Below are 18602 nucleotides of genomic sequence, written 5' to 3'. Positions count from 1 at the left end.
ATTAGGTGATCCAACGTTTGCCCGGCCCGAGCCGAAGCCGCGAGTGGGGACATGGGGAGGGCGGCGTCGCGACCTTGTCGCCCGGCTCGCCACTCACGAAGCCGCCCGGCGTCGCGTCACTTCTGCCGCCGAAGTGAAGCCGCCTCCGGAGGCTCATGAGAGGTGGGCTCGCGAGGGGTGAGCTGGCGCCGTGGGCTCATGAGAGGTGGGCTTGAGAGGGGTGAGCTGGCGCCGTGGGCTCATGAGAGGCGCGCTCGTGGGCGGGGAGCTCGCGAGGGGAAGGCTCGTTTGCGGCGGGCTCGTGGAACGTGGGCTCGTCATGGACGGACTCCTCGGCGGGGGCGGGGCCGGACGGGACCAGCTTCCAGGCCAGGAGGCCGGCGATGAGCAGCAGGGCGGCCGCGACGAGTGAGGTCGCCTGCATGGCGTGGGAGAAGGCGTCGCGGGCCGCGTCCAGCAGCGCGTTGCCGTTCAGGGCCTGGGTGGCCGACGCCAGCGACTCGTCGACCGCCGTCCGCACCGTGTCCGGCAGGGCCGACAGGTCGGGCAGCGACGCTCGGTACAGCACCGTGTGCAACGTGCCCAGCAGCGCGATTCCCGTGGCCACGCCCAGCTCGTACGCCATCTCGGAGACCGCCGACGCGGAACCCGCCCGCTGCGGCGGGACCGAGGCCAGGATCGCGTCCGTCGAAGCCGTGAAGGCGATGCCCACGCCGAGCCCGATGACGACCAGGCCCACCGCCAGCACACCGTAGCCGGGCGCGCCCTCTCCGGCCGTCAGCACCGCGAAACCGGCCGCCGCGACCAGCAGGGACAGGCCGAGGGAGCGGCCGACGCCGAGGCGGTTCATGACGCGGACCGCCACGACGACCACCGCGATCGACGCCAGGGTCAACGGAAGTTCGCGCAGGCCGGCCTGGAGCGGCGAGTAACCGCGGACGAGTTGCAGGTACTGCGAGAAGAAGAACAGCAGGCCGCTGAACGCGAAGATGGCGATCACGCTGGCCGCGACCGTGCCGCTGAACGCGGGACGGGCGAAGAGCGTGACGTCGATCAGCGGTGAGGTGAGCCGCTTTTGACGCCGTACGAACCACGTGCCGGCGGCCAGGCCGATCAACGCCGCCGTAAGTGAAGAGGCATTTACACCCGAGTGGGCGGCGTCCTTGACCGCCCACACCAGCGGGACGATCGCGGCGACCGACAACAGCGCGCTCAGCGGGTCGAAACGGCCCGGCGCGGGATCGCGGGACTCCGGCACCAGCATGGCCACGGCCGCCAGCACCAGCAGCATGATGGGCACGTTGATGACGAAGACCGAGCCCCACCAGAAGTGTTCCAGCAGCAGGCCGCCGACCAGCGGGCCGAGCGCCGCGCCGCCGGAGGCGCCGGCCGACCAGATCGCGATGGCGCGGGTGCGCAGCCGCGGCTCCGGGAAGATGTTGCGGACCAGCGACAGCGTGGACGGCATGAGCGTCGCCCCGGCCACGCCGAGCAGCGCCCGGGCGGCGATGAGCCACTCGGGAGTGGGGGCGAAGGCGGCGAGCAGGGAGGCCGCGCCGAAGCCGGCCACGCCGAGCAGGAGCAGGCGCTTGCGCCCGATGCGGTCGGCGAGCGTGCCCATGCTGATGAGGAGCCCGGCGAGCGCGAACGAGTAGACGTCGCCGATCCAGAGCAGTTGGTTGCTGGTCGGCGCGAGGTCCGCCGTGAGCGCGGGCACGGCCAGCGCCAGAACCGTGCCGTCCACCGCCAGCAGCGTCACCGCCAGCGTGAGGGCGGCGAGCGCGCCCCAGCGGCGTCCGTTCGAAGTCATGCTTCGACAGTAGCCGACCATCTGGTCGGTAGTACAGACCAAATGGTCGGCTACTACTGTGATCCGTATGCCTCCTCGTGAACGGGACACCGCCCGCACCCGGCGCACGGTGCTCGACGCCGCCGCGCGCACCGTGGGTAAGCAGGGCGCCGGTGTGAGCCTGGACGTCATCGCACGAGAGGCGGGAGTCTCCAAGAGCGGGCTCCTGCACCACTTCCGGAGCCGCGACCAGCTGCTCCTCGCGCTCGCGCAGGACCAGGTCGACACGTTCGCGGCCGAGGTCCGCGCGGCGGTCGACCCGGCCGATCACGCGGCGGGACGCCTCGTCCGGGCGTACGTCCGGGTGATTTTCGACAGCCTGGGCGATGAGACGGCGATCTCGGAGCACCTGCTGCTCTCGGCCGCCCTGTCGACGGTGCCGGGCGTGGCCGAGATCCTCCAGGAGGACGCGCGGCAGTGGGAATCAGCGTTCACTTCCGACGGCCTGCACCCGGACCGGGTTCTGATCATCACGAAGGCCGCCGACGGCGCCTCGCTGGCGACCCTTTACGAGGGTGGCAGCAACCCCGCGGCCCTGGAGCGGACGCGGGAGTTGCTGCTCTCGATGACCAGGGGCGAAGGATCGTTTACTTGATGAGCAGGTCGGCCAGGGTGAAGCTGTCGCCGCGGGCGGGCAGCAGCGGCGTCCAGCCGGGCTCCAGGCTCAGATAGCTCGCCGGGTCGGCGCGGAGCAGGCCGATCAGCACCTCGGCGACGATCCGGCCGCCGACCGGGCCCAGGCGGTCGCCGTCGCCCAGCAGCTCGGACTCCTTGAGGATGTAGAACCACAGCGGGACGCCGTGCGGCCAGTCCTGAAGGACGAGCGGTTCGGCCCCGATCTCGCGGGCCACGGCCTCGCCGCTGGGCAGGCCGGTCGTCTCGCCCCGCAGCAGGTCCCGCACGGCCAGGGAGTGGTAGGCATCGGCGTCGACCGCCCCGGTGACCTGCACGGGCAGGCCGATGAGGCTGGACGCGAGACGGCCGTCGAGGCGTTTGGCGCGCTGCGCCGGCGGGCGGCCGGGCACGTCGAAGACCTGTGCCAGGTCGATGTGGCGGTCGGCCTCCAGCGGGCCGAAGCCGACCAGGTCGGGGAAGAGCGGCACCTCCGGCCCGCCCTCGACGAGCCGGTAGGTGTGCCGGATCTGCCCGTGCCCGTAGCGGAAGGCGGCGTCGGCGAACTCCAACGGGATGTACGCCCGCATCGGCTCCGGAGCGAACCAGCGGCCGCCGTTGGTCAGGACGTCCTCGACGAGCGGCGCGCCGACGAGGCGCGGCAGGAAGTCGTGCACGATGATCCACTGGTAGTGCCACGTGAGCGTGATGCGCGCGCGTTCGTACACATCCGCCTCGGAAACGCCGCCGTCGCGCAGCCAATCGACGATGCGGTTGTGCGCGCTTACGAGCGCGACGTGCAGAGTGAGCGCGAACCTGTGCACGTCGTTGCGCGGATCGCCGATCAGGGCGACGCCCTGGGGATTGCGCGGGACGTCGCCGTCGACGACGAGGAACTTCGCCGGATCGTTCACGTCGAACAGGTACGGCGAGCCGATCGGGCCGTCGGAGTAGAGCATCTCCAGGTTCAGCTTGGGCGCGCGGGCGTTCTTGAGCGCCTCGGGATCGATGCCGCCGGCCAGGGGTGAGCGGTCGGCGGTGATGTCGTGTGCGATCAGCTGGCCGAAGAACGGCCAGCCGGCGGCCCCGGCCGCGTCGTCGCCGCCCGGGTTCAGCCGGTCCAGCAACGGCGCCGCGTCGCAGATGCCGCCGGTGTCGCCGGCACGCATCAGCAGCTTCGGATCGGCGCCGAGCGGTTGCAGACCGGGGAACATGCGGCCGTAGCGGGCCGCGCCGGTCGGGCGGTCCACGGCGCGGACGAGGCTGAGGCAGTGATCGCGGGTGGGAAGGGTCATGCCCCCTGAGACCGGCCAGCCCCCTGTTTCGTGACGAGCGTGATCAGCGCCTCGACGTCGTCGCCGTCCATCGGCTCCCCGGTCATGCCCATGCGATGCAGGAGCGTGCCGACCACGACGTCGATGATGAAAAGCACCTCCCGCTCGGCCAGGCCGAGCGTCTCCTCGATGGCGATCCGGTACGGGTCCTGGAGCTGGGCCGACAAGATGGCCCGCAGGGAAGGGTCGTTCACGGCGTCGGTGAAGACGCCGGCGAACGCGGCCCCGATGCCCGGCTCGCCGATCTTCCCGGCGATCCAGCGGACGGCGCCGGCCAGGATCTCCTCGCGGCTCGCGCCGGTCAGCGGCGCCGGGCCGAACGCGTCGACCAGGCAGGCGGTCAGCAGCGCGCCCTTGGTGGGCCAGCGGCGATAGATCGTCGTCTTCGCGATCCCGGCCTCGGCGGCGATCCGGTCGACGGTGGCCCGGGCGTACCCGAGCTCGTGGACCGTCTTGAGCGTCGCCGCGAAGACTTCGGCGTCGATGCCGGTACGGGGTCTGGCCACGCCGCCACTCTAGCAGTTACGCTACTTGTAGTTTCGATACCAGAGGTAGCGTTATTGGCTGGAGGAGACATGCTCGGCATTCGTGTTCTGTCCGCGCTGCGCAAGGAGCCGGACTGGCCGGCGATGACACCTGCGAACCTTCGCTCACTTAGTGAGGCCGAGAACCGGCGGCGCTCCTCGCCGCTGTCGCGGATCGTGACCGGCTTTCCGGCGCGCGGGGTCGCGATCCGCTGGCAGGACGTCACGCTGCCCGATCGCGTGGTGCGAATCCGCGTTCACCGGCCGCCCGGCGCGGCCACACCCTTGCCGCTGGTGCTTCATGTGCACGGTGGCGGCTTCGTCGGCACGGCCGTGCAGAGCGACTGGATCACCAGCCACCTCGCGGCCCGCCTGCCGGCCGTGGTCGTGTCGGTCGAGCATCGCCTCGTCTCGTTCACCACCCCGCTGGCGGCGGCCGTCGAGGACGGGTGGGATGTGCTGCGTCAGGTGCGCACCTGGGCCGAGGTCGACCCGGAGCGGGTCGCTCTCCTCGGCGAGAGCGCGGGCGGTGTCGTGGCCGCGATGACCGCTTTGCGTGCGGGCCCCACCATCCGGGCCCAGGTGCTGGTCAACCCGTGCACCGACCTCACCGACACCGCACTCGGCTATCCCTCGATGCGGGAGCACGCCGACAGCCCGACCCTCACCGTCACGCAGATGAAGTTCTTCCTGCGGCTGGCGGTCCCGGCCGGGGCCGATCCCCTCGCCGTGTCCCCGCTGTACGCCGGGGATCACAGCGGGCTCGCCCCGGCGCTCGTCGTGGTGCCGACGCTCGACCCGGTCGCCGATCAGGGCCGGGCGTACGCACACCGGCTCCGCGAAGCCGGTGTCCCCGTCGAGGTCGCCGAGCACCCTGGCGCGCCGCACGCGTTCGTCAGCACGCCCGGCCTCGTACGGCAGGCCCGGGCCGCCCGCGCCCAGATCCTCGGCTTCCTCCGGGGCCGCCTGACGTCCCCTCACCCGGAAGTACGAAGATCGGAAGCATGACCGAGCTGTCCGACCTTCACCAGAACCTCGTCGACACCGTGCCGGCCGGCGCGGGCGCCCGCATCGAGGACGAGACCGTCGCCTACGAGCACGAGGGTCAACCCCTTCAGGGGTACGCCGTGCACGACACCGCCGTCACCGACCGCAAGCCCGCGGTCATCGTCGTCCACGACTGGACGGGGCTGCGGGAGTATCCGAAGGCCCGCGCGCAGATGCTCGCCCGCCTCGGCTACTTCGCGTTCGCGGCCGACATCTACGGCGCCGGCGTCACCTTCGACAACGACGAGCAGTCAGCCGCCGAGGCCGGCAAGTACTACGGCGACCTGGCGCTGATGCGGGCGCGCGTGCGGGCCGCGTACGACGTCGTCGCCCAGGACCCGCGCGTCGACCCCGACCGCATCGTGGTCCTCGGCTACTGCTTCGGCGGCAGCGCCGCCCTGGAGTTCGCCCGCACCGGCGCCCCGCTCGCCGGCGCGGTCTCCTTCCACGGCAGCCTCGTCACGCACGAGCCCGCGGACGTCGCCGCCATCACCGGCCCGCTGCTCATCCTCACCGGCGCCGACGACCCCGTGGTTCCCGACTCGGCGGTGCAGAAGTTCGCCGACGAGCTGCGCACCCGGGGCGACCTCGACTGGCAGATCACCCTCTACTCGGGGGCCCAGCACGCGTACACGCTGCCCGGCATCCCTCCGTACCACGAGAAGGCCGACAGGCGCAGCTGGCGCGAGCTGGTCAACTTCCTGGACGAGGTCTTCGTCCGCTGAACGAAGCGGAACCGAGGGCGACGTGTCACCCCGCTCGCGTAGCATCCGGGGTGACATGTCCTCCTCTCCGTTCGGCGGCCTGTTCGCGTTGCCTCGTGAGGCGCCCGAGCCCGCCTACTTCCCGGACCTCCAGCTCGGCCAGATCGTCGACGCCGTGGTGGCCGGCCGGGAGGGACACCATCTGCGGCCGGCCTTCCACGCCCGCCTCACCGACACTCCGGCCATCCGGCGAAGGCAGGCGGTCTTCGCCGACCTCGAGGACCAGAGCTTGCGTACGGCGGCGCGCGCGTTCTGCGATGGCCTCAGCCGCTGCCGGCGGCAGTTCGAAGCGGCGGAACGGGTACGGCATCAGCACCAGGCGTATCGATGGAGGCTGAACGCCGTCGCGTCGTACACCGAAGTCGTCGAAGTCATCGCCCTTGCCCTCGACGAGGCCGCGCCGGCCTCGGCCGCCCTGCGCGAGTGGCTGACGTGGCTGCGGGAGTACCGGGCGGGCCCCGAGTTCGCCGCGATGTCGGCGGGCGCGAGGGACCTGCTGGCCGAACTCGGCGAGCTGCGCTACACCCTGTCGATCTCGGGTGACGAGATCGTCGCCAGTCCCTTCGCCGGGCAGGACGACCTGAACGCGGCCACCCTCGCGGCCTTCGAGCGGTTCCACAGCGGGGACGTGCCGTCGCCCGAGTTCGACCTGCGCGCCGGGGCCGAGATGAACCAGTTGCACGCGGCCGTCCTCGACCTCGTCGCGCAGCTCTTCCCCGAGGTGTTCGACCGGGTCGCGCGTTTCGTGGACCACCATCCCGCCGTCCGGCATCCGGTGATCGACGAGGTGGAGCGAGAGCTTCAGTTCGCACTGTCCTGGTGGGACTTCACCTCCCCGATGCGCGAGGCGGGCCTGCCGTTCTGCGTGCCGGAGACCCGGCCGGATCGTGGGCTTGAGGTCACGGAGACCTTCGATGTGCTGCTGGCCCGCACGCTCGTCGCCGCCGGGCGGCGGCCGGTCACCAACGACGTCGCGCTCGGCGAGGGCGAATCGATGCTGGTGGTGACCGGGCCCAACCAGGGCGGCAAGACGACCTTCGCCCGCACCGTCGGGCAGCTCTGTCACCTGGCCGCGCTGGGCCTGCCCGTGCCGGGCCGTTCCGCCGCGCTGCACGCCCCGGACGCGATCCTGACCCACTTCGACCGGGGTGACCGCGCCGGCGACCTGACGAGCCGGCTCGAGGACGAGGTGGAGCGCATGGCCGCCCTGCTGGCGGCGGCCGGCGAGCGCTCGGTGGTGATTCTCAACGAGATGTTCAGCTCCACCACGTGGGTCGACGCGCGGGCGATGAGCGGCGACGTGCTGCGGGCGGTCCTCGACGCGGGCGCGGTGGGCGTGTGCGTCACCTTCATCGACGAGCTCTCCCGGCTCGATCCCCGGATCGTCTCCCTGGTCACGGGAATCGACGCCCACGACGCGACCAGGCGCACCTTCGAGGTCACCCGGGGCCGCGCCGACGGCGAGGCGCACGCCCTGGCCCTCGCCGCGAAATACGGCCTCACCACCGAGCAGCTGCGGGCCCGGATCGAGGCACACACATGAGGCCGGGCCTGCTGTTCGCCGGTGCGCCGGAGGAGAAGCCGGCGCACCGCCTCGCGGAGAGCGTCGCCGAGGACCTGGGGCTGTCCACGGTGATCGACGCGATGGCCGCCGGCGACCCCGACATCGCCGGCGCCGCGCGGCGCGTCCTGCTGTCCGGGCCGATCGACCCCGCGGGCGTCGCCTATCGGCAGGACATCCTCGACGACTGCGTGCGCGAGCCGGAACTCGGCCGGGAGCTGTACGAGCTCGCCGGGCGGGCCCTGGAGGCTCAGCGCGCCGCGGCCCGCGCCGTCTTCTTCGACACACCGGAAACGCTGCTGAACCAGGCGACGGCCACCTTGTCGTCCTTCGTGGATCTGCTGCGCGAGTTGCGATCGCTGGCCGCGCGGTACGAACCGCGCGTCTCGTCGGCCGGTTTCCGGCAGTTCTTCACCATGGTGGGCGACCAGCTGAACGAGGAGTACCTGGGGTCGGCGGCCGAGTCGATCGGCCAACTCGGGCTGCGCGGGAACCTGCTCGTGTCGGCCCAGCTCGGCTCGGGCAACCAGAGCGAGCAGTTCGTGGTGCGCCGCCCGCCGCGTTCGTCCCGGTCCCTGTTCCGCCGCGGCTCCGCGCCGAAACCGCCCACCGCAGCCTACAAGGTTCCCTACGGCGACGAGGCCGGGCACCGGGCGCTGAGCTCCCTGCGTGACCAGGCCCTGGCCGGTCTCGCCGACAGCGCCGTCCGGTCCGCCCAGCACGTGCTGTCGTTCTTCGCGTCACTGCGGACGGAAATGGCGTTCTACGTCGGATGTCTGGCCCTGCGCCGGGCGCTGACCGAGCGCGGCGCGCCGGTCTGCCGGCCGGTGGTCCGCGACGTGGCGTCGCGTTCGTTCAGCGCCCGCGGCCTCTACGACCCGGGCCTGCAACTGCGTCTCGGCGAACCGGCCACGGCCAACGACTTCGACGCCGACGGCCGGTCGCTCATCATGGTCACCGGCGCCAACCGGGGCGGCAAGTCCACCTTCCTGCGCAGCGTCGGCCTGGCCCAGCTGCTCGCGGCCGCGGGCGCGTTCGTCCCGGCCACCGCCTTCACCACGACCGCCGGTACCGGTGTGTTCACCCACTTCACCACCGACGAGGACGATTCGCTCACCAGCGGCAAGTTCGACGAGGAGCTCCGGCGCATGTCGCGGGTCGCCGACGTGGTCGCGCCGCACGGTCTGCTGCTGTGCAACGAGTCGTTCCAGTCGACGAACGAGCGGGAGGGCTCCGACATCGCGCGCCGCGTCATCGACGCGATGACCGGGGCCGGCGTGACGATGGTGTTCGTCACCCATCTCAACGAGCTGGCGCAGGGCTGTTATCGCGGCCGCGAGCGCTACCCGGCGCTGTTCCTGCGGGCCGAACGCGATCGGTCCTTCCGGCTGCGGGGAGCCGAACCGGAGGCGACGAGCCACGGCGCCGACCTGTGGAACCGCGTGCGCCAGTCCTGAGGCGTGTCACCGCCGGCGGCCGCGCAGCACCAGACCGGCGATCAGAGCGAGGACCCCACGCCCCGGGCCGCGCGGCGCGGGACGAAGGGCCAGGCGCGCCGCCAGCTCACCGAAGAGCTCGGCCTCGCGGCCGGGGCCACTTCCACCGCCGCGCACGGTCAGGCCGTCGCAGAGGTCACGCGCCCCGCCTGTCTCCCGGACGTGCCGGAGCACGGCATCATGGCTGGGCGCGTCGGGCACCACCCCGGTCAGGATGACGACGCCGTTCTGCACCCCGGCGCGCACACCCTCGTGCCCGCCCAGCGCGGCGGCGATCCGGCGGGCCAGCCGGGCGTCGGCCGGTGCCGGATCCTCCGGCGGCGGTTCGGGGAAGAAGCCCGTCATGGCCGCTCGCCGGATCCGTCGGCGGAGCCGAGCTCGTCGGTGACCAACAGGTCGGCGCGGGCCATCCCGGCGCGGTAGCCGGCGCGGCCGACCATGTGGGCGGCCACCGGGGCGGTCGCCATCTGGAAGACGCCGACGAGGATGAGCGTGGTGACGTCGACGACGTCGCGCAGCCGCAGACCGCAGCCGAGCAGCACGAGCAGCAGACCGAGGACCTGAGGCTTGGTGGCGGCGTGCATCCGCGAGAGCAGGTCGGGGAAGCGCAGCAGCGCCACGCCGGCCGAGAGGCTGAGCAGCGCGCCGACCACCAGGCAGACCGCCGCCACGACGTCGAGAACGCCGCTCATCGCCGCCTCCTCGAGGCCGGCTCCGTGCCGCCCGGAGCGACGGGCTCGGCCTCGGGACGGGCCGCCGCGGAGGTGAAGCGGGCGACGCTGACGGCGCCCGTGAAGCCCAGAATGGACAGGACGACCAGGATGGGCAGGCCGGTCGCGTCGCGGGAGAACGCGGCCTCGGCGGCGATGGCCATCACGATGACCGCCAGCAGCACGTCGGTGGCCACGATGCGGTCGAGGACGGAAGGCCCGCGGACGACCCGGACCAGGGCCAGGACGGCGCCGAGCGCGAGCAGGGAAGTGACCAGCACGGCGATGACGGTCATGTCGGCGGCTCCTTGATGACGCGGCGCTCGGCCGGTGAGCCGAACGCCTGGACGATCCGGTGTTCCAGGTCGAGCACGTCGCGACGGAAACGGTCGGCGTCGGCCGCGTCCTTCACGCCGAGCACATGCACGTAGAGAACCCCGCGTTCCCGGTCCGCCTCGACGATGAGGCTTCCGGGCACCAGCGACAGGGCCTCGGCGGTCAGCGTCAGGCCGAGATCGGAGGGGACCTTCAGGGGCACGGCGATGACGGCGCTCCGCGGAACATGCCCGAACCGGAAGGCGAGCGAGGCCACCTGGGCGCTCGCCAGGACGAGGTCCTTGACGAAGCGCACGGCGAAACGCAGCACCCCGAGCGGATGCATCCGCCCGGCGTAGGTCACCGGCGGAAGCGGGAAGACGGCAAGGACCACGGCGGCCACGGCGGCCCCGCCCACCATCGTCAGTGGAGTGAACGAGCCCCACAGCAGCACCCAGATCGCGGTCAGCCCGAGCGCGGCGACGGCCCTGTCCCGCCATCGGCCCCTCATCGTGCACCCCCGAAGACGGCCTCGACGTAGCCCGACCGTTCGAGCAGACCGCCGGCGGCCTGGTCGCCGATCTCGAAGAGCGGGCCCGCCACGACCGTGAGACCCACGCCCAGCGCGACCAGCGCCATCGTCGGGCCGACCATCAGCGGCGGCAACGGGGTCCGGTCGGGCGCCGACGCGGGTGGGACCCGCCAGAAGGCCAGGTTCCAGACGCGGGCGACCGCGTAGAGCGTCAGCAGGCTCGTGGCCAGGCCGCCCGTGATGAGGAGCCAGGCCAGCACCCCACCGTCGGCCGCTCCGGCCTGGACCAGCCCGAGCTTGCCGATGAACCCGGAGAACGGCGGGATCCCGGCGAGGTTGAGCGCGGGCACCAGGAACAGGACGGCCAGCACGGGAGAAAGCTTCGCCAGCCCGCCGAGCCGGTCCAGAGCTGTGCTGCCGCCGCGTTTCTCGATGAGGCCGGTGGCCAGGAACAGCGTGGTCTGGATGGTGATGTGGTGGACCACGTAGAAGATGGCGCTGGACAGGCCCAGCTGTGTGGTCAGGCCGACCCCGAACAGCAGATAGCCGATGTGGCTGACCAGAGTGAACGACAGCAGCCGCTTGATGTCGGACTGCGCGACCGCGCCGAGGATGCCGATGACCATCGTCAGCAGAGCCAGGATCAGCAGTACGACGGCTGCGCGCCCACCGGGGAACAGCAGCGTCTCGGTGCGGATGATGGCGTACACCCCGACCTTGGTGAGAAGGCCGGCGAAGACGGCCGTGACCGGCGCGGGCGCGGTCGGATAGCTGTCCGGCAGCCACGACGACAACGGGAAGACCGCGGCCTTGATGCCGAAGGCGAGCAGCAGCATGCCCTGGAGCATCAGGCGCAGGCCGTCCGGCAGTTCGTCCAGGCGCTCGACGAGGTGGGCCATCGTGAGCGTGCCGGTGGCGGCGTAGATGAGGCCGATCGCGGTCAGGAAGATGACCGACGACAGGAGGCTGACGACGACGTACGTGATGCCGGCCCGGATCCGGTTCTCGGTGCCACCGAGCGTCAACAGGACATAGCTGGCGACCAGCAGGATCTCGAAACCGACGTACAGGTTGAAGAGGTCGCCGGCCAGGAAGGCGTTCGTCACACCGGCCGTGAGGACCAGATACGTCGGGTGATAGACCGAAAGCGGCGTCTCCTCGTGCCCGTCGGCCATGCCCTGGCCGATCGAATAGACGAGCACGCACACCGTCATGGTGGAAGAGACCACCAACATCAGTGCCGCCAGCTGGTCGGCCACGAGCACGATGCCGAGCGGCGCCGCCCAGCCGCCGACGGTCACGACCATCGAGCCGCCGGTGGTGGTGAACCAGAGCAGGGCGCCCGAGACGAGCACGGTGGCCGTGAGGACGGTGAGGCTCACGGTCCGCTGAGCGCGCGGCCGGCCGGCCATCATCAGCGTCAGCGCCGCGCCGATCAGCGGCATGACGACGGGCAGGGGCACGAGCCAGGTCATCGGTCGTCCTCGGTTCCGGAGCCCTGGTCGGTCTCGGCCAGGCGCATGATGCGGCGGTCCTCCACGTCGTCCTGCACCTCGTCGTGCCCGGCCATGGCCCAGCTCCGATAGGCCAGGGCCAGCAGGAAGGCGGTCATCCCGAGCGTGATGACGATCGCGGTCAGGATCATGATCTGGGGGAGGGGGTCGGCCATGTCCTCCTCGTTCGCGGCGCCGACGATCGGCGGCGCCCCGGCCTTGCCGCCGAGCAGGATGAGCAGGTTGACGCCGTTGCCGAGCAGGATCATCCCCATCAGCACCCGGGTGAGGCTGCGCTCCAGGAGCATCGCGACGCCGGCCGCGAAGAGGACGCCGACGATGACGACGTAGACCAGGTTCGGGGTCATACCAGCTCCTTCTCTCGTCGCTCTTCCGGCGCGTCACTGGTCTCGGAGGCCTCGGCCGAGGCGGCGTGCTGGCGGTCCAGCTCGCCGCCGAGGCTGCGCAGGATCTCCAGCACGAGCCCGACGACGACGAGGTAGACGCCGACGTCGAAACAGGCGGATGTGGCGAAGTGAACGTGTCCTATCAACGGCAGCGTCACGTCGACCAGCGCGCTCTGCAGGACCTGCCCGCCCGCGATGAGGGCCGCCGCTCCGGTGCCGACCGCGATCAGCAGGCCGGCGCCGAGCACCAGCCCCGCGTCGACCGGCGCCGCGGCGTTGAGCTCGCGGCGCCCGCCGGCCAGATAGCGGATGGTCAGGGCCAGACCCGCCACCAGGCCACCGGCGAAGCCACCGCCCGGCGCGTTGTGGCCGGAGAAGAGCAGGTAGACGGAGAACAGCACGATGGTGTGGAACAGCAGCCGTGCCACGACCTGCAAGATGATCGACTCACGGCTCTCGCCGGCGAGCAGCCAGCCGGCCTGCCGCGGCGGCACGGTCTGCTCCGCCCGGCGGCGTTGCAGGGCCGCGCTTCGCTGGTAGATGAGGCTGGCCACGCCGGTGGCGGCCACCACGAGCACCGAGATCTCGCCCATCGTGTCCCAGGCGCGGATGTCGACCAGGGCGACGTTGACAACGTTGTGGCCGCCGCCGAAGGACACCGCGGGCTCCGGGAAGTCAACGGAGATCGGCACCGCGATCCGCCCGCTGACCGCCACGTAGGCCATGGCCGAGGTGACGGCGCCGGTCGCCACCGCGACGGCCATGCGGATCCACCGCGTGGCGCGCAGCGGCCGCTCCGAGAACCGGCGCGGGAGTCGCCGCAGCACCAGCACGAACATGACGATGGTGACCGTCTCGACCAGGAACTGGGTGAGCGCGAGATCCGGCGCGCCGTGCAGCACGAAGAGGACGGCCACCCCGTACCCGCAGACCCCGACCAGGATCATCGCCGTGAGCCGCCGTCGCGCCCGCGCCGCGACCAGCGCCGCCGCCACCACAACAGCGCCGACCACCAGTTGCAGCGGCGTGTCCCAGAGCCGAACCCCTTCGGGCCGGAACCCGGACAGCAGGAGCGTCGCCGCGCCCATCACGACGAGAACCAGCAGGATCACGCCGAGCGAGAATGGCAGCGACCCGCGCTGCGTGGCCCCGGTGACCTCGACCGCGGCCCGGTCGATCGCCGCCATGAGCCGCCGATAGACGCCGTCCGCCGCCGGCAGCCGCTGCTCCGGCCACCGCAGCCCGCGTTGCTGGGCAAGGAAAATCGCCGCGCCGCCGAGCAGCACCACCACCGACAGCAGCACCGGCAATCCCAGCCCGTGCCACAGCGCGAGGTGTTCGGTGGTCCCTCTCCAGAGATTGATGTACGGGGTGAGCACGCCATCAAGCGCAGGTGCGCCCACCCCGGCCGCGATTCCAGCGACCGCGAGCAAAGCGGCCGGCGCGACGAAAGCGGGGGAGGGGCCGGAAACGGCGTTGGCGGCCAGGGGCTTGGTGGCGAATGTGACCCATAGGAAACGAAGTCCATAGGCGACAGTCAGCACCGATCCGGCGGCCAAGGCCGTGAGGACGAGCGGGTCGTGCTCGAAGGCGGCGAACAAGGCCTCCTTGCCGACGAAGCCCGCGAGCGGGGGCACGCCGGCCATGGACGCCACGGCCAGGGCGGCCACGGTGGCCAGGACCGGCATGCGGCGGCCCAGCCCGCTCAGCTCACGCAGATCGCGAGTGCCCGTTGACTTGTCGATGATGCCGACCACCATGAACAGGGTGGCTTTGAACAGGGCGTGCGCCAGCAAAAGGGCCACACCGGCCAGGGCGGCGGCCTTCGAGGCGGCGCCGAACGCCACGGTCAGCAGGCCGAGCTGACTCACGGTTCCGTACGCCAGAAGCAGTTTGAGGTCGTTCTGGCGCAGCGCGGCCCAGCCGCCGAGCACCAACGTGACCGTGCCCGCGACCACCGTGATCGGCGACCAGGCCGGCGTGGCGGCCAGAACCGGGCCGAGCAGACCGACGAGGAAGACGCCGGCCTTCACCATCGAGGCCGCGTGCAGATAGGCCGACGCGGGCGTCGGCGCGGCCATCGCGGCCGGAAGCCAGAAGCTGAACGGGAAGATGGCCGACTTGGACAGCGCCCCGGCCAGGATCAGCACCGCCGCTGTCGTGCTGGCGGCCGGCAGCGGGCCGGCGGCGATCTCGGACCAGCGGTAGGTGCCGGCGCCGTGCCCCAGGATGACGAAGCCCGCGAGCATCGCCAGGCCGCCGGCCGTGGTGACGACCAGGGCCTGCATCGCGGCGCGCCGGCCGGCCGCCTGCTCGGGCTTGTGGCCGATCAGCAGGTACGAGAAGACGGTGGTGAGCTCCCAGAAGACGTACATCAGAAGCAGGTCGTCGGAGAGCACGAGCCCGGTCATCGCGCCGGCGAAGCCGAGGAAGACGGCGGCGAACCGGCCGAGGCCGGGATCGCCGGTCGGGAAGTACGAGGCGCAGTACGCCAGGACGACCGCGCCGACGCCGCCGACGATCAGCAGCATCAGCCAGGGCAGCGGGCCCGAGCGCAGGGCGATGTCCATGTCCAGGTGCGGCACCCAGCGGTACGACGCCGCGACCGGCCCGGGGTTCAGGACGGCCCAGACGGCCGCCGAAGCCGGAACGAGCGCGAGCACGTAGAGGCCGCGGTTGCCAACAAACCTGATCAAAAGGGGCGCCAAGAGGGCGGCAAAGGCGTGGAGAAGCAGGATCGCGAGCATGTCAGGGCTCGATCAGACCGGAGCGGATCGCGTACCGGGTCAGTTCCTGCCGGTCCTTCAGGCCCAGCTTGGCCAGGATGTTGGACCGGTGACGTTCCACCGTCTTGACGCTGATGAAGAGCAGCTCGGCGATCTCGCGCGTCGAATGCCCCTCGGCGACCAGCTTGAGGACCTCCTCCTCGCGCTCGGTCACGGGCCGCGCCGGGATCTCGCCGGTGCGGGCGCGTTCGAGGTAGTCGCGCACGAGAGCGGTCTCGGCACCGGGATAGAGGAAGGACTCGTCACGCATGGCGGCGTGGCAGGCCTCGACCAGGTCGCGGTCGGCCACGGACTTGGGGACGAATCCGGCCGCCCCGACCCGGAGCGCCTCGAAGAAGTACTGCTCGTTGTCGTACATGGTCAGGATCAGGATCCGCAGCCCGGGCTGGCGGCGGGTCAGCTCGCGCGCGGCTTGGAGCCCGGTCATGCGCGGCATCGCGATGTCCAGAACGGCCAGGTCCGGCGGTTCGGCCGCGGCCAGGGCCACGGCCTCGGCGCCGTCGGCGGCCTCGGCGATCACTTTCAGGTCGGGCTCGTTGTCGAGAATCAGCCGTACGCCCCGGCGGACGAGCGCGTGGTCGTCGGCCAGAAGGATGCGGGTGGGCGCGTTCGGGCGGCTCCCGTTGGTGGGTGTGCTCATGCGGTCCCTCCCGTGAGCGTTTGCGAGCGGTACGCCGTATCGGTGCGCGCATTGATGACGGATGCGGCGGCGGGTATGTGCAGTGAGACCGCTGTGCCGCCGCCGGGGGCCGGCTCGACGGTGAGCGTGGCGCCGATCAGAAGTGCGCGTTCGCGCATGCCCCGGATGCCGGCGCCCTCGGTGGCGGCGCCCAGGCCCCGGCCGTCGTCGCGCACGCGCAGGCGTACACCGTCGGCCTGGTTCTGCAGCGACAGCTCGACGTGGTGGGCGTCGGAGTGGCGGGCCGCGTTGGTCAGGCCCTCCTGGGCCACGCGGTAGACGACCAGCTCGACATCCTTGCCGAGCGGGGGCAGATCGGACGCCACCTGGCGGCGGACGGTCATCCCGGCGGTGGTGAACTCGGTGGCCAGCGCACGGAGGGCACTGGACAGGCCCAGCTCCTCGAGCACGCCAGGACGCAGGCGGCGGGCGATCCGGCGGATCTCGTCGAGGCTGTTGCGGGTGCTCTCCTGGGCCTGCCGCAGCTGATCGCGCACGGGGCCGGGGGAGGAGTCGGCGACGCGCTTGAGGTCCAGCAGCACGGCGGTGAGTGTCTGACCGATCTCGTCGTGCAGTTCCTGAGCGATGCGGTGCCGCTCCTCCTCCTGCGCGGCGAGCGCCCGGCCGGCGCTTGATGCGCGTTCGTGCTCCAAACGCTCAAGCATGGTGTTGAAAGCGTGCATGAGCGCGCTGATCTCGCCCTGCCCCTCGGCGGCGAGGCGCGTGCCGGGCCGAAGCAGGTCGATCGTCGTCATGACGCGTGTCACCCGGGCCAGCGGCCGCAGGCCCACCCGGAGCAACGCCGCGTTGGCGATCAGCGTCGCGACCGTGCCCGCGAAGATGATCACGGCCTCGGTCAGACGCGCCGTCGCCGAGACCGTCACCGGCGCGAAGAGCAGCACCAATGCCGCCACGGTGAGCACGGCCGCGTTCAACGAGAAGATTCGCCAGAACAACGACACAGGGCCACCAATCCGATCGGGTTTCAGGTCCACGTCAAGCCTGCCGGGTCGGTGACCTGCGCGTCCATCCGTGCCGACCCCCATACGTGACCGTTACGGGCGTCACTGTTCAAGTGTGGAACGCGGCGAGCGCCCCCGCCCGCCCGAGCGGAAACCCGTGCTGCCCGGACGGCCTGCCTCCGGCGATCGGCGGCTGCCAATCGGCACCCGCCCATCGCCACCGCCGACCGGCGAGATGATGCCTACCTGGTCAGGGCCGGCCTCGTCGCAGTGGCGTCTCCGCGCAGGTTATGCGAGTTCTTTCGAGCCCCTTGTCGGGTGCTGCGGTAGGCGAGGAGGGCGGTTGCCAGGGCGAAGCCGAAGCCGGCGAACGGCTGCACCACCGGCACGGCGATCCCGGCGACGAAGAGTGTCATCAGCGCGGCGTAGGCGATGCCGTACGGCCGTAGGCCCGCGCGGCTGATCGCCACCCCCATCAGCACGGCTGCTGCGACGAGCAGGAAAGAGGCGGACAGGGCAGTGGCGAACAAAGCCGGGCCGTACGCGGTGTCGCCGTTCAATGTTGCCATGCCTGGGACGCCGGCCAGGTGTGCGCGGCCGATGCCCGGCTGTACGAAGGCGGCGCTGCCGAAAGTGGCGGCCAGGAAGACGTTGGCGATCGTGGTGAGCGCCAGCCCTGCGAACGCCGGCTTACTTGCCAGGGCGAAGGCCAGGCCGGTGGCACCGAGGATGGCGAGCGCGGCGCCGAAGATGCTGGCGCCGAGGTGGCTGATCAGGAAGGTGCCGGTGGTGACGTACTCGGCGTACGCGCCGAAATCGGAGACCGGCGGCTGGTGGGTGAGCGTGCTCAGGCCGAGCAGGGCGCCGTAGGCGGGAAGGGCCCAGAGGAAGATCTTCATTCCAGGAATCCTTTCGCCAGGTCGCGCGCCTGCTCGTGAGCGAGGCGGCGGGCGGAGGCGGCGTCGGCGGTGACCAGGTTGGGGCGGAAGTGGACCGTGCGGATGTCGTCCACGCCGGCCCAGCGCAGCCAGTCCTCGAGGTACGGCGCCTGGAAATCGGCGCCGAAGGCCGGGCCGCGGTCGGGTCCGTAGACAGCGCTCGTGTAGAGGACGGCGGCCCGCTTGCCGCGCAGCAGGCCGCGATAGCCCGCCTCGGCGTCGAAGCCGAAGACCAGGCCGGGCTGGCTGACGACGTCGATGAACTGCTTGAGGATGTACGGGATTCCGGCGTTCCACATGGGGACGCTGAACAGATAGCGGTCGGCCGCGTCGAACCGGCGGAACGTGGCGATGGCCGCGTTCCAGGCGTCCGCCTCCGCGCCGCGTGGCTCCTCACCGGCGAAGACGGCCATCTTGGCCGCGGCCGCGTCCGGGCCGAACGCCGGCAGCGTTCCGTCCCAGAGGTCGTGCTCCTCCACGTCCAGCGACGCGGCGTCCTCCGAATCGCGGATTACTTCCAGGAATGTGGCGGCGAGGGCGAGCGACTCCGAGCGGGGGCCGCGCGGCGAGGCGGACAGGTGCAGCAGCTTCAT

Annotated in this window: 19 protein-coding genes; 5 read left to right on the top strand and 14 right to left on the bottom strand. The window is 71.5% G+C overall.

The annotated features are described in order from the left end of the window. Positions 1 to 196 precede the first annotated feature (196 nt). Positions 197 to 1810 carry an MFS transporter gene (locus ACFY36_RS39725; RefSeq protein WP_499751063.1) on the bottom strand — a complete coding sequence of 538 codons (1614 nt, stop codon included), beginning with the start codon at positions 1808 to 1810 and terminating at the stop codon, positions 197 to 199. 67 nt (positions 1811 to 1877) lie between these two features. On the opposite strand from ACFY36_RS39725, the gene ACFY36_RS39720 reads away from it, so the two are divergent. Beyond that, complete coding sequence (locus ACFY36_RS39720) at positions 1878 to 2444, top strand: TetR/AcrR family transcriptional regulator (RefSeq protein ID WP_499751062.1); 567 nt, start codon at positions 1878 to 1880, stop codon at positions 2442 to 2444. On the opposite strand, the gene ACFY36_RS39715 is transcribed toward ACFY36_RS39720, so the two are convergent. Both ACFY36_RS39715 and ACFY36_RS39710 read right to left on the bottom strand, forming a co-directional pair. Next, positions 2437 to 3756, bottom strand: coding sequence for a peroxidase family protein (locus tag ACFY36_RS39715; RefSeq protein WP_499751061.1), 1320 nt, complete (start codon positions 3754 to 3756; stop codon positions 2437 to 2439). The genes ACFY36_RS39720 and ACFY36_RS39715 overlap by 8 nt on opposite strands. Then, positions 3753 to 4301: a TetR/AcrR family transcriptional regulator gene (locus ACFY36_RS39710; protein ID WP_499751060.1), complete on the bottom strand. Its 549-nt coding sequence runs from the start codon at positions 4299 to 4301 to the stop codon at positions 3753 to 3755. Before ACFY36_RS39710 ends, ACFY36_RS39715 begins: the two co-directional genes overlap by 4 nt. A gap of 69 nt (positions 4302 to 4370) precedes the next feature. Here ACFY36_RS39710 and ACFY36_RS39705 point away from each other — a divergent pair, with 69 nt between their 5' ends. The 4 genes from ACFY36_RS39705 to ACFY36_RS39690 are packed head-to-tail and all read left to right on the top strand — an operon-like array spanning position 4371 to position 9148. Continuing rightward, positions 4371 to 5327, top strand: coding sequence for an alpha/beta hydrolase (locus ACFY36_RS39705; RefSeq protein WP_499751059.1), 957 nt, complete (start codon positions 4371 to 4373; stop codon positions 5325 to 5327). Next, the gene (locus tag ACFY36_RS39700) at positions 5324 to 6091 is read left to right on the top strand and encodes a dienelactone hydrolase family protein (protein ID WP_499751058.1); all 768 of its coding nucleotides are present in this window, start codon (positions 5324 to 5326) and stop codon (positions 6089 to 6091) included. Before ACFY36_RS39705 ends, ACFY36_RS39700 begins: the two co-directional genes overlap by 4 nt. Before the next feature lie 55 nt (positions 6092 to 6146). After that, on the top strand, positions 6147 to 7673 hold the full coding sequence (locus ACFY36_RS39695) for a MutS-related protein (RefSeq protein ID WP_499751057.1): 1527 nt from the start codon (positions 6147 to 6149) through the stop codon (positions 7671 to 7673). Then, positions 7670 to 9148: a MutS-related protein gene (locus ACFY36_RS39690; RefSeq protein ID WP_499751056.1), complete on the top strand. Its 1479-nt coding sequence runs from the start codon at positions 7670 to 7672 to the stop codon at positions 9146 to 9148. Before ACFY36_RS39695 ends, ACFY36_RS39690 begins: the two co-directional genes overlap by 4 nt. Before the next feature lie 6 nt (positions 9149 to 9154). Here ACFY36_RS39690 and ACFY36_RS39685 read toward each other — a convergent pair whose 3' ends face one another. The 11 genes from ACFY36_RS39685 to ACFY36_RS39635 all read right to left on the bottom strand — a co-directional run bounded on the left by ACFY36_RS39685 (position 9155) and on the right by ACFY36_RS39635 (position 18602). After that, positions 9155 to 9532 (bottom strand): BON domain-containing protein, encoded by a 378-nt coding sequence (locus ACFY36_RS39685; RefSeq protein ID WP_499751055.1) that lies wholly within the window; start codon positions 9530 to 9532, stop codon positions 9155 to 9157. After that, entirely contained in the window at positions 9529 to 9879 is a 351-nt protein-coding gene (mnhG, locus tag ACFY36_RS39680) for a monovalent cation/H(+) antiporter subunit G (RefSeq protein ID WP_499751054.1), read from the bottom strand. Before mnhG ends, ACFY36_RS39685 begins: the two co-directional genes overlap by 4 nt. Next, the gene (locus tag ACFY36_RS39675; protein WP_499751053.1) at positions 9876 to 10193 is read right to left on the bottom strand and encodes an MrpF/PhaF family protein; all 318 of its coding nucleotides are present in this window, start codon (positions 10191 to 10193) and stop codon (positions 9876 to 9878) included. The genes mnhG and ACFY36_RS39675 overlap by 4 nt, the downstream gene beginning before the upstream one ends. Beyond that, positions 10190 to 10723: a Na+/H+ antiporter subunit E gene (locus ACFY36_RS39670; protein ID WP_499751052.1), complete on the bottom strand. Its 534-nt coding sequence runs from the start codon at positions 10721 to 10723 to the stop codon at positions 10190 to 10192. The genes ACFY36_RS39675 and ACFY36_RS39670 overlap by 4 nt, the downstream gene beginning before the upstream one ends. Next, positions 10720 to 12219: a Na+/H+ antiporter subunit D gene (locus ACFY36_RS39665; RefSeq protein WP_499751051.1), complete on the bottom strand. Its 1500-nt coding sequence runs from the start codon at positions 12217 to 12219 to the stop codon at positions 10720 to 10722. The genes ACFY36_RS39670 and ACFY36_RS39665 overlap by 4 nt, the downstream gene beginning before the upstream one ends. After that, positions 12216 to 12605 carry a Na(+)/H(+) antiporter subunit C gene (locus tag ACFY36_RS39660; protein ID WP_499751050.1) on the bottom strand — a complete coding sequence of 130 codons (390 nt, stop codon included), beginning with the start codon at positions 12603 to 12605 and terminating at the stop codon, positions 12216 to 12218. Before ACFY36_RS39660 ends, ACFY36_RS39665 begins: the two co-directional genes overlap by 4 nt. After that, the gene (locus ACFY36_RS39655) at positions 12602 to 15391 is read right to left on the bottom strand and encodes a Na+/H+ antiporter subunit A (RefSeq protein WP_499751049.1); all 2790 of its coding nucleotides are present in this window, start codon (positions 15389 to 15391) and stop codon (positions 12602 to 12604) included. The genes ACFY36_RS39660 and ACFY36_RS39655 overlap by 4 nt, the downstream gene beginning before the upstream one ends. Before the next feature lies 1 nt (position 15392). After that, on the bottom strand, positions 15393 to 16070 hold the full coding sequence (locus tag ACFY36_RS39650; RefSeq protein ID WP_499751048.1) for a response regulator: 678 nt from the start codon (positions 16068 to 16070) through the stop codon (positions 15393 to 15395). Then, on the bottom strand, positions 16067 to 17071 hold the full coding sequence (locus tag ACFY36_RS39645; RefSeq protein WP_499751047.1) for a sensor histidine kinase: 1005 nt from the start codon (positions 17069 to 17071) through the stop codon (positions 16067 to 16069). Before ACFY36_RS39645 ends, ACFY36_RS39650 begins: the two co-directional genes overlap by 4 nt. Positions 17072 to 17313: 242 nt before the next feature. Further along, complete coding sequence (locus ACFY36_RS39640; protein ID WP_499751046.1) at positions 17314 to 17970, bottom strand: hypothetical protein; 657 nt, start codon at positions 17968 to 17970, stop codon at positions 17314 to 17316. Next, entirely contained in the window at positions 17967 to 18602 is a 636-nt protein-coding gene (locus tag ACFY36_RS39635; protein WP_499751045.1) for an FMN-dependent NADH-azoreductase, read from the bottom strand. Before ACFY36_RS39635 ends, ACFY36_RS39640 begins: the two co-directional genes overlap by 4 nt.

The sequence above is a fragment of the Actinoplanes sp. NPDC000266 genome (genome assembly GCF_042899005.1).
Classification (GTDB): Bacteria; Actinomycetota; Actinomycetes; order Mycobacteriales; family Micromonosporaceae; genus Actinoplanes.
The sequence above is the reverse complement of the archived record's forward strand: the minus strand, read 5'-3'. Positions and strand labels throughout refer to the sequence as shown.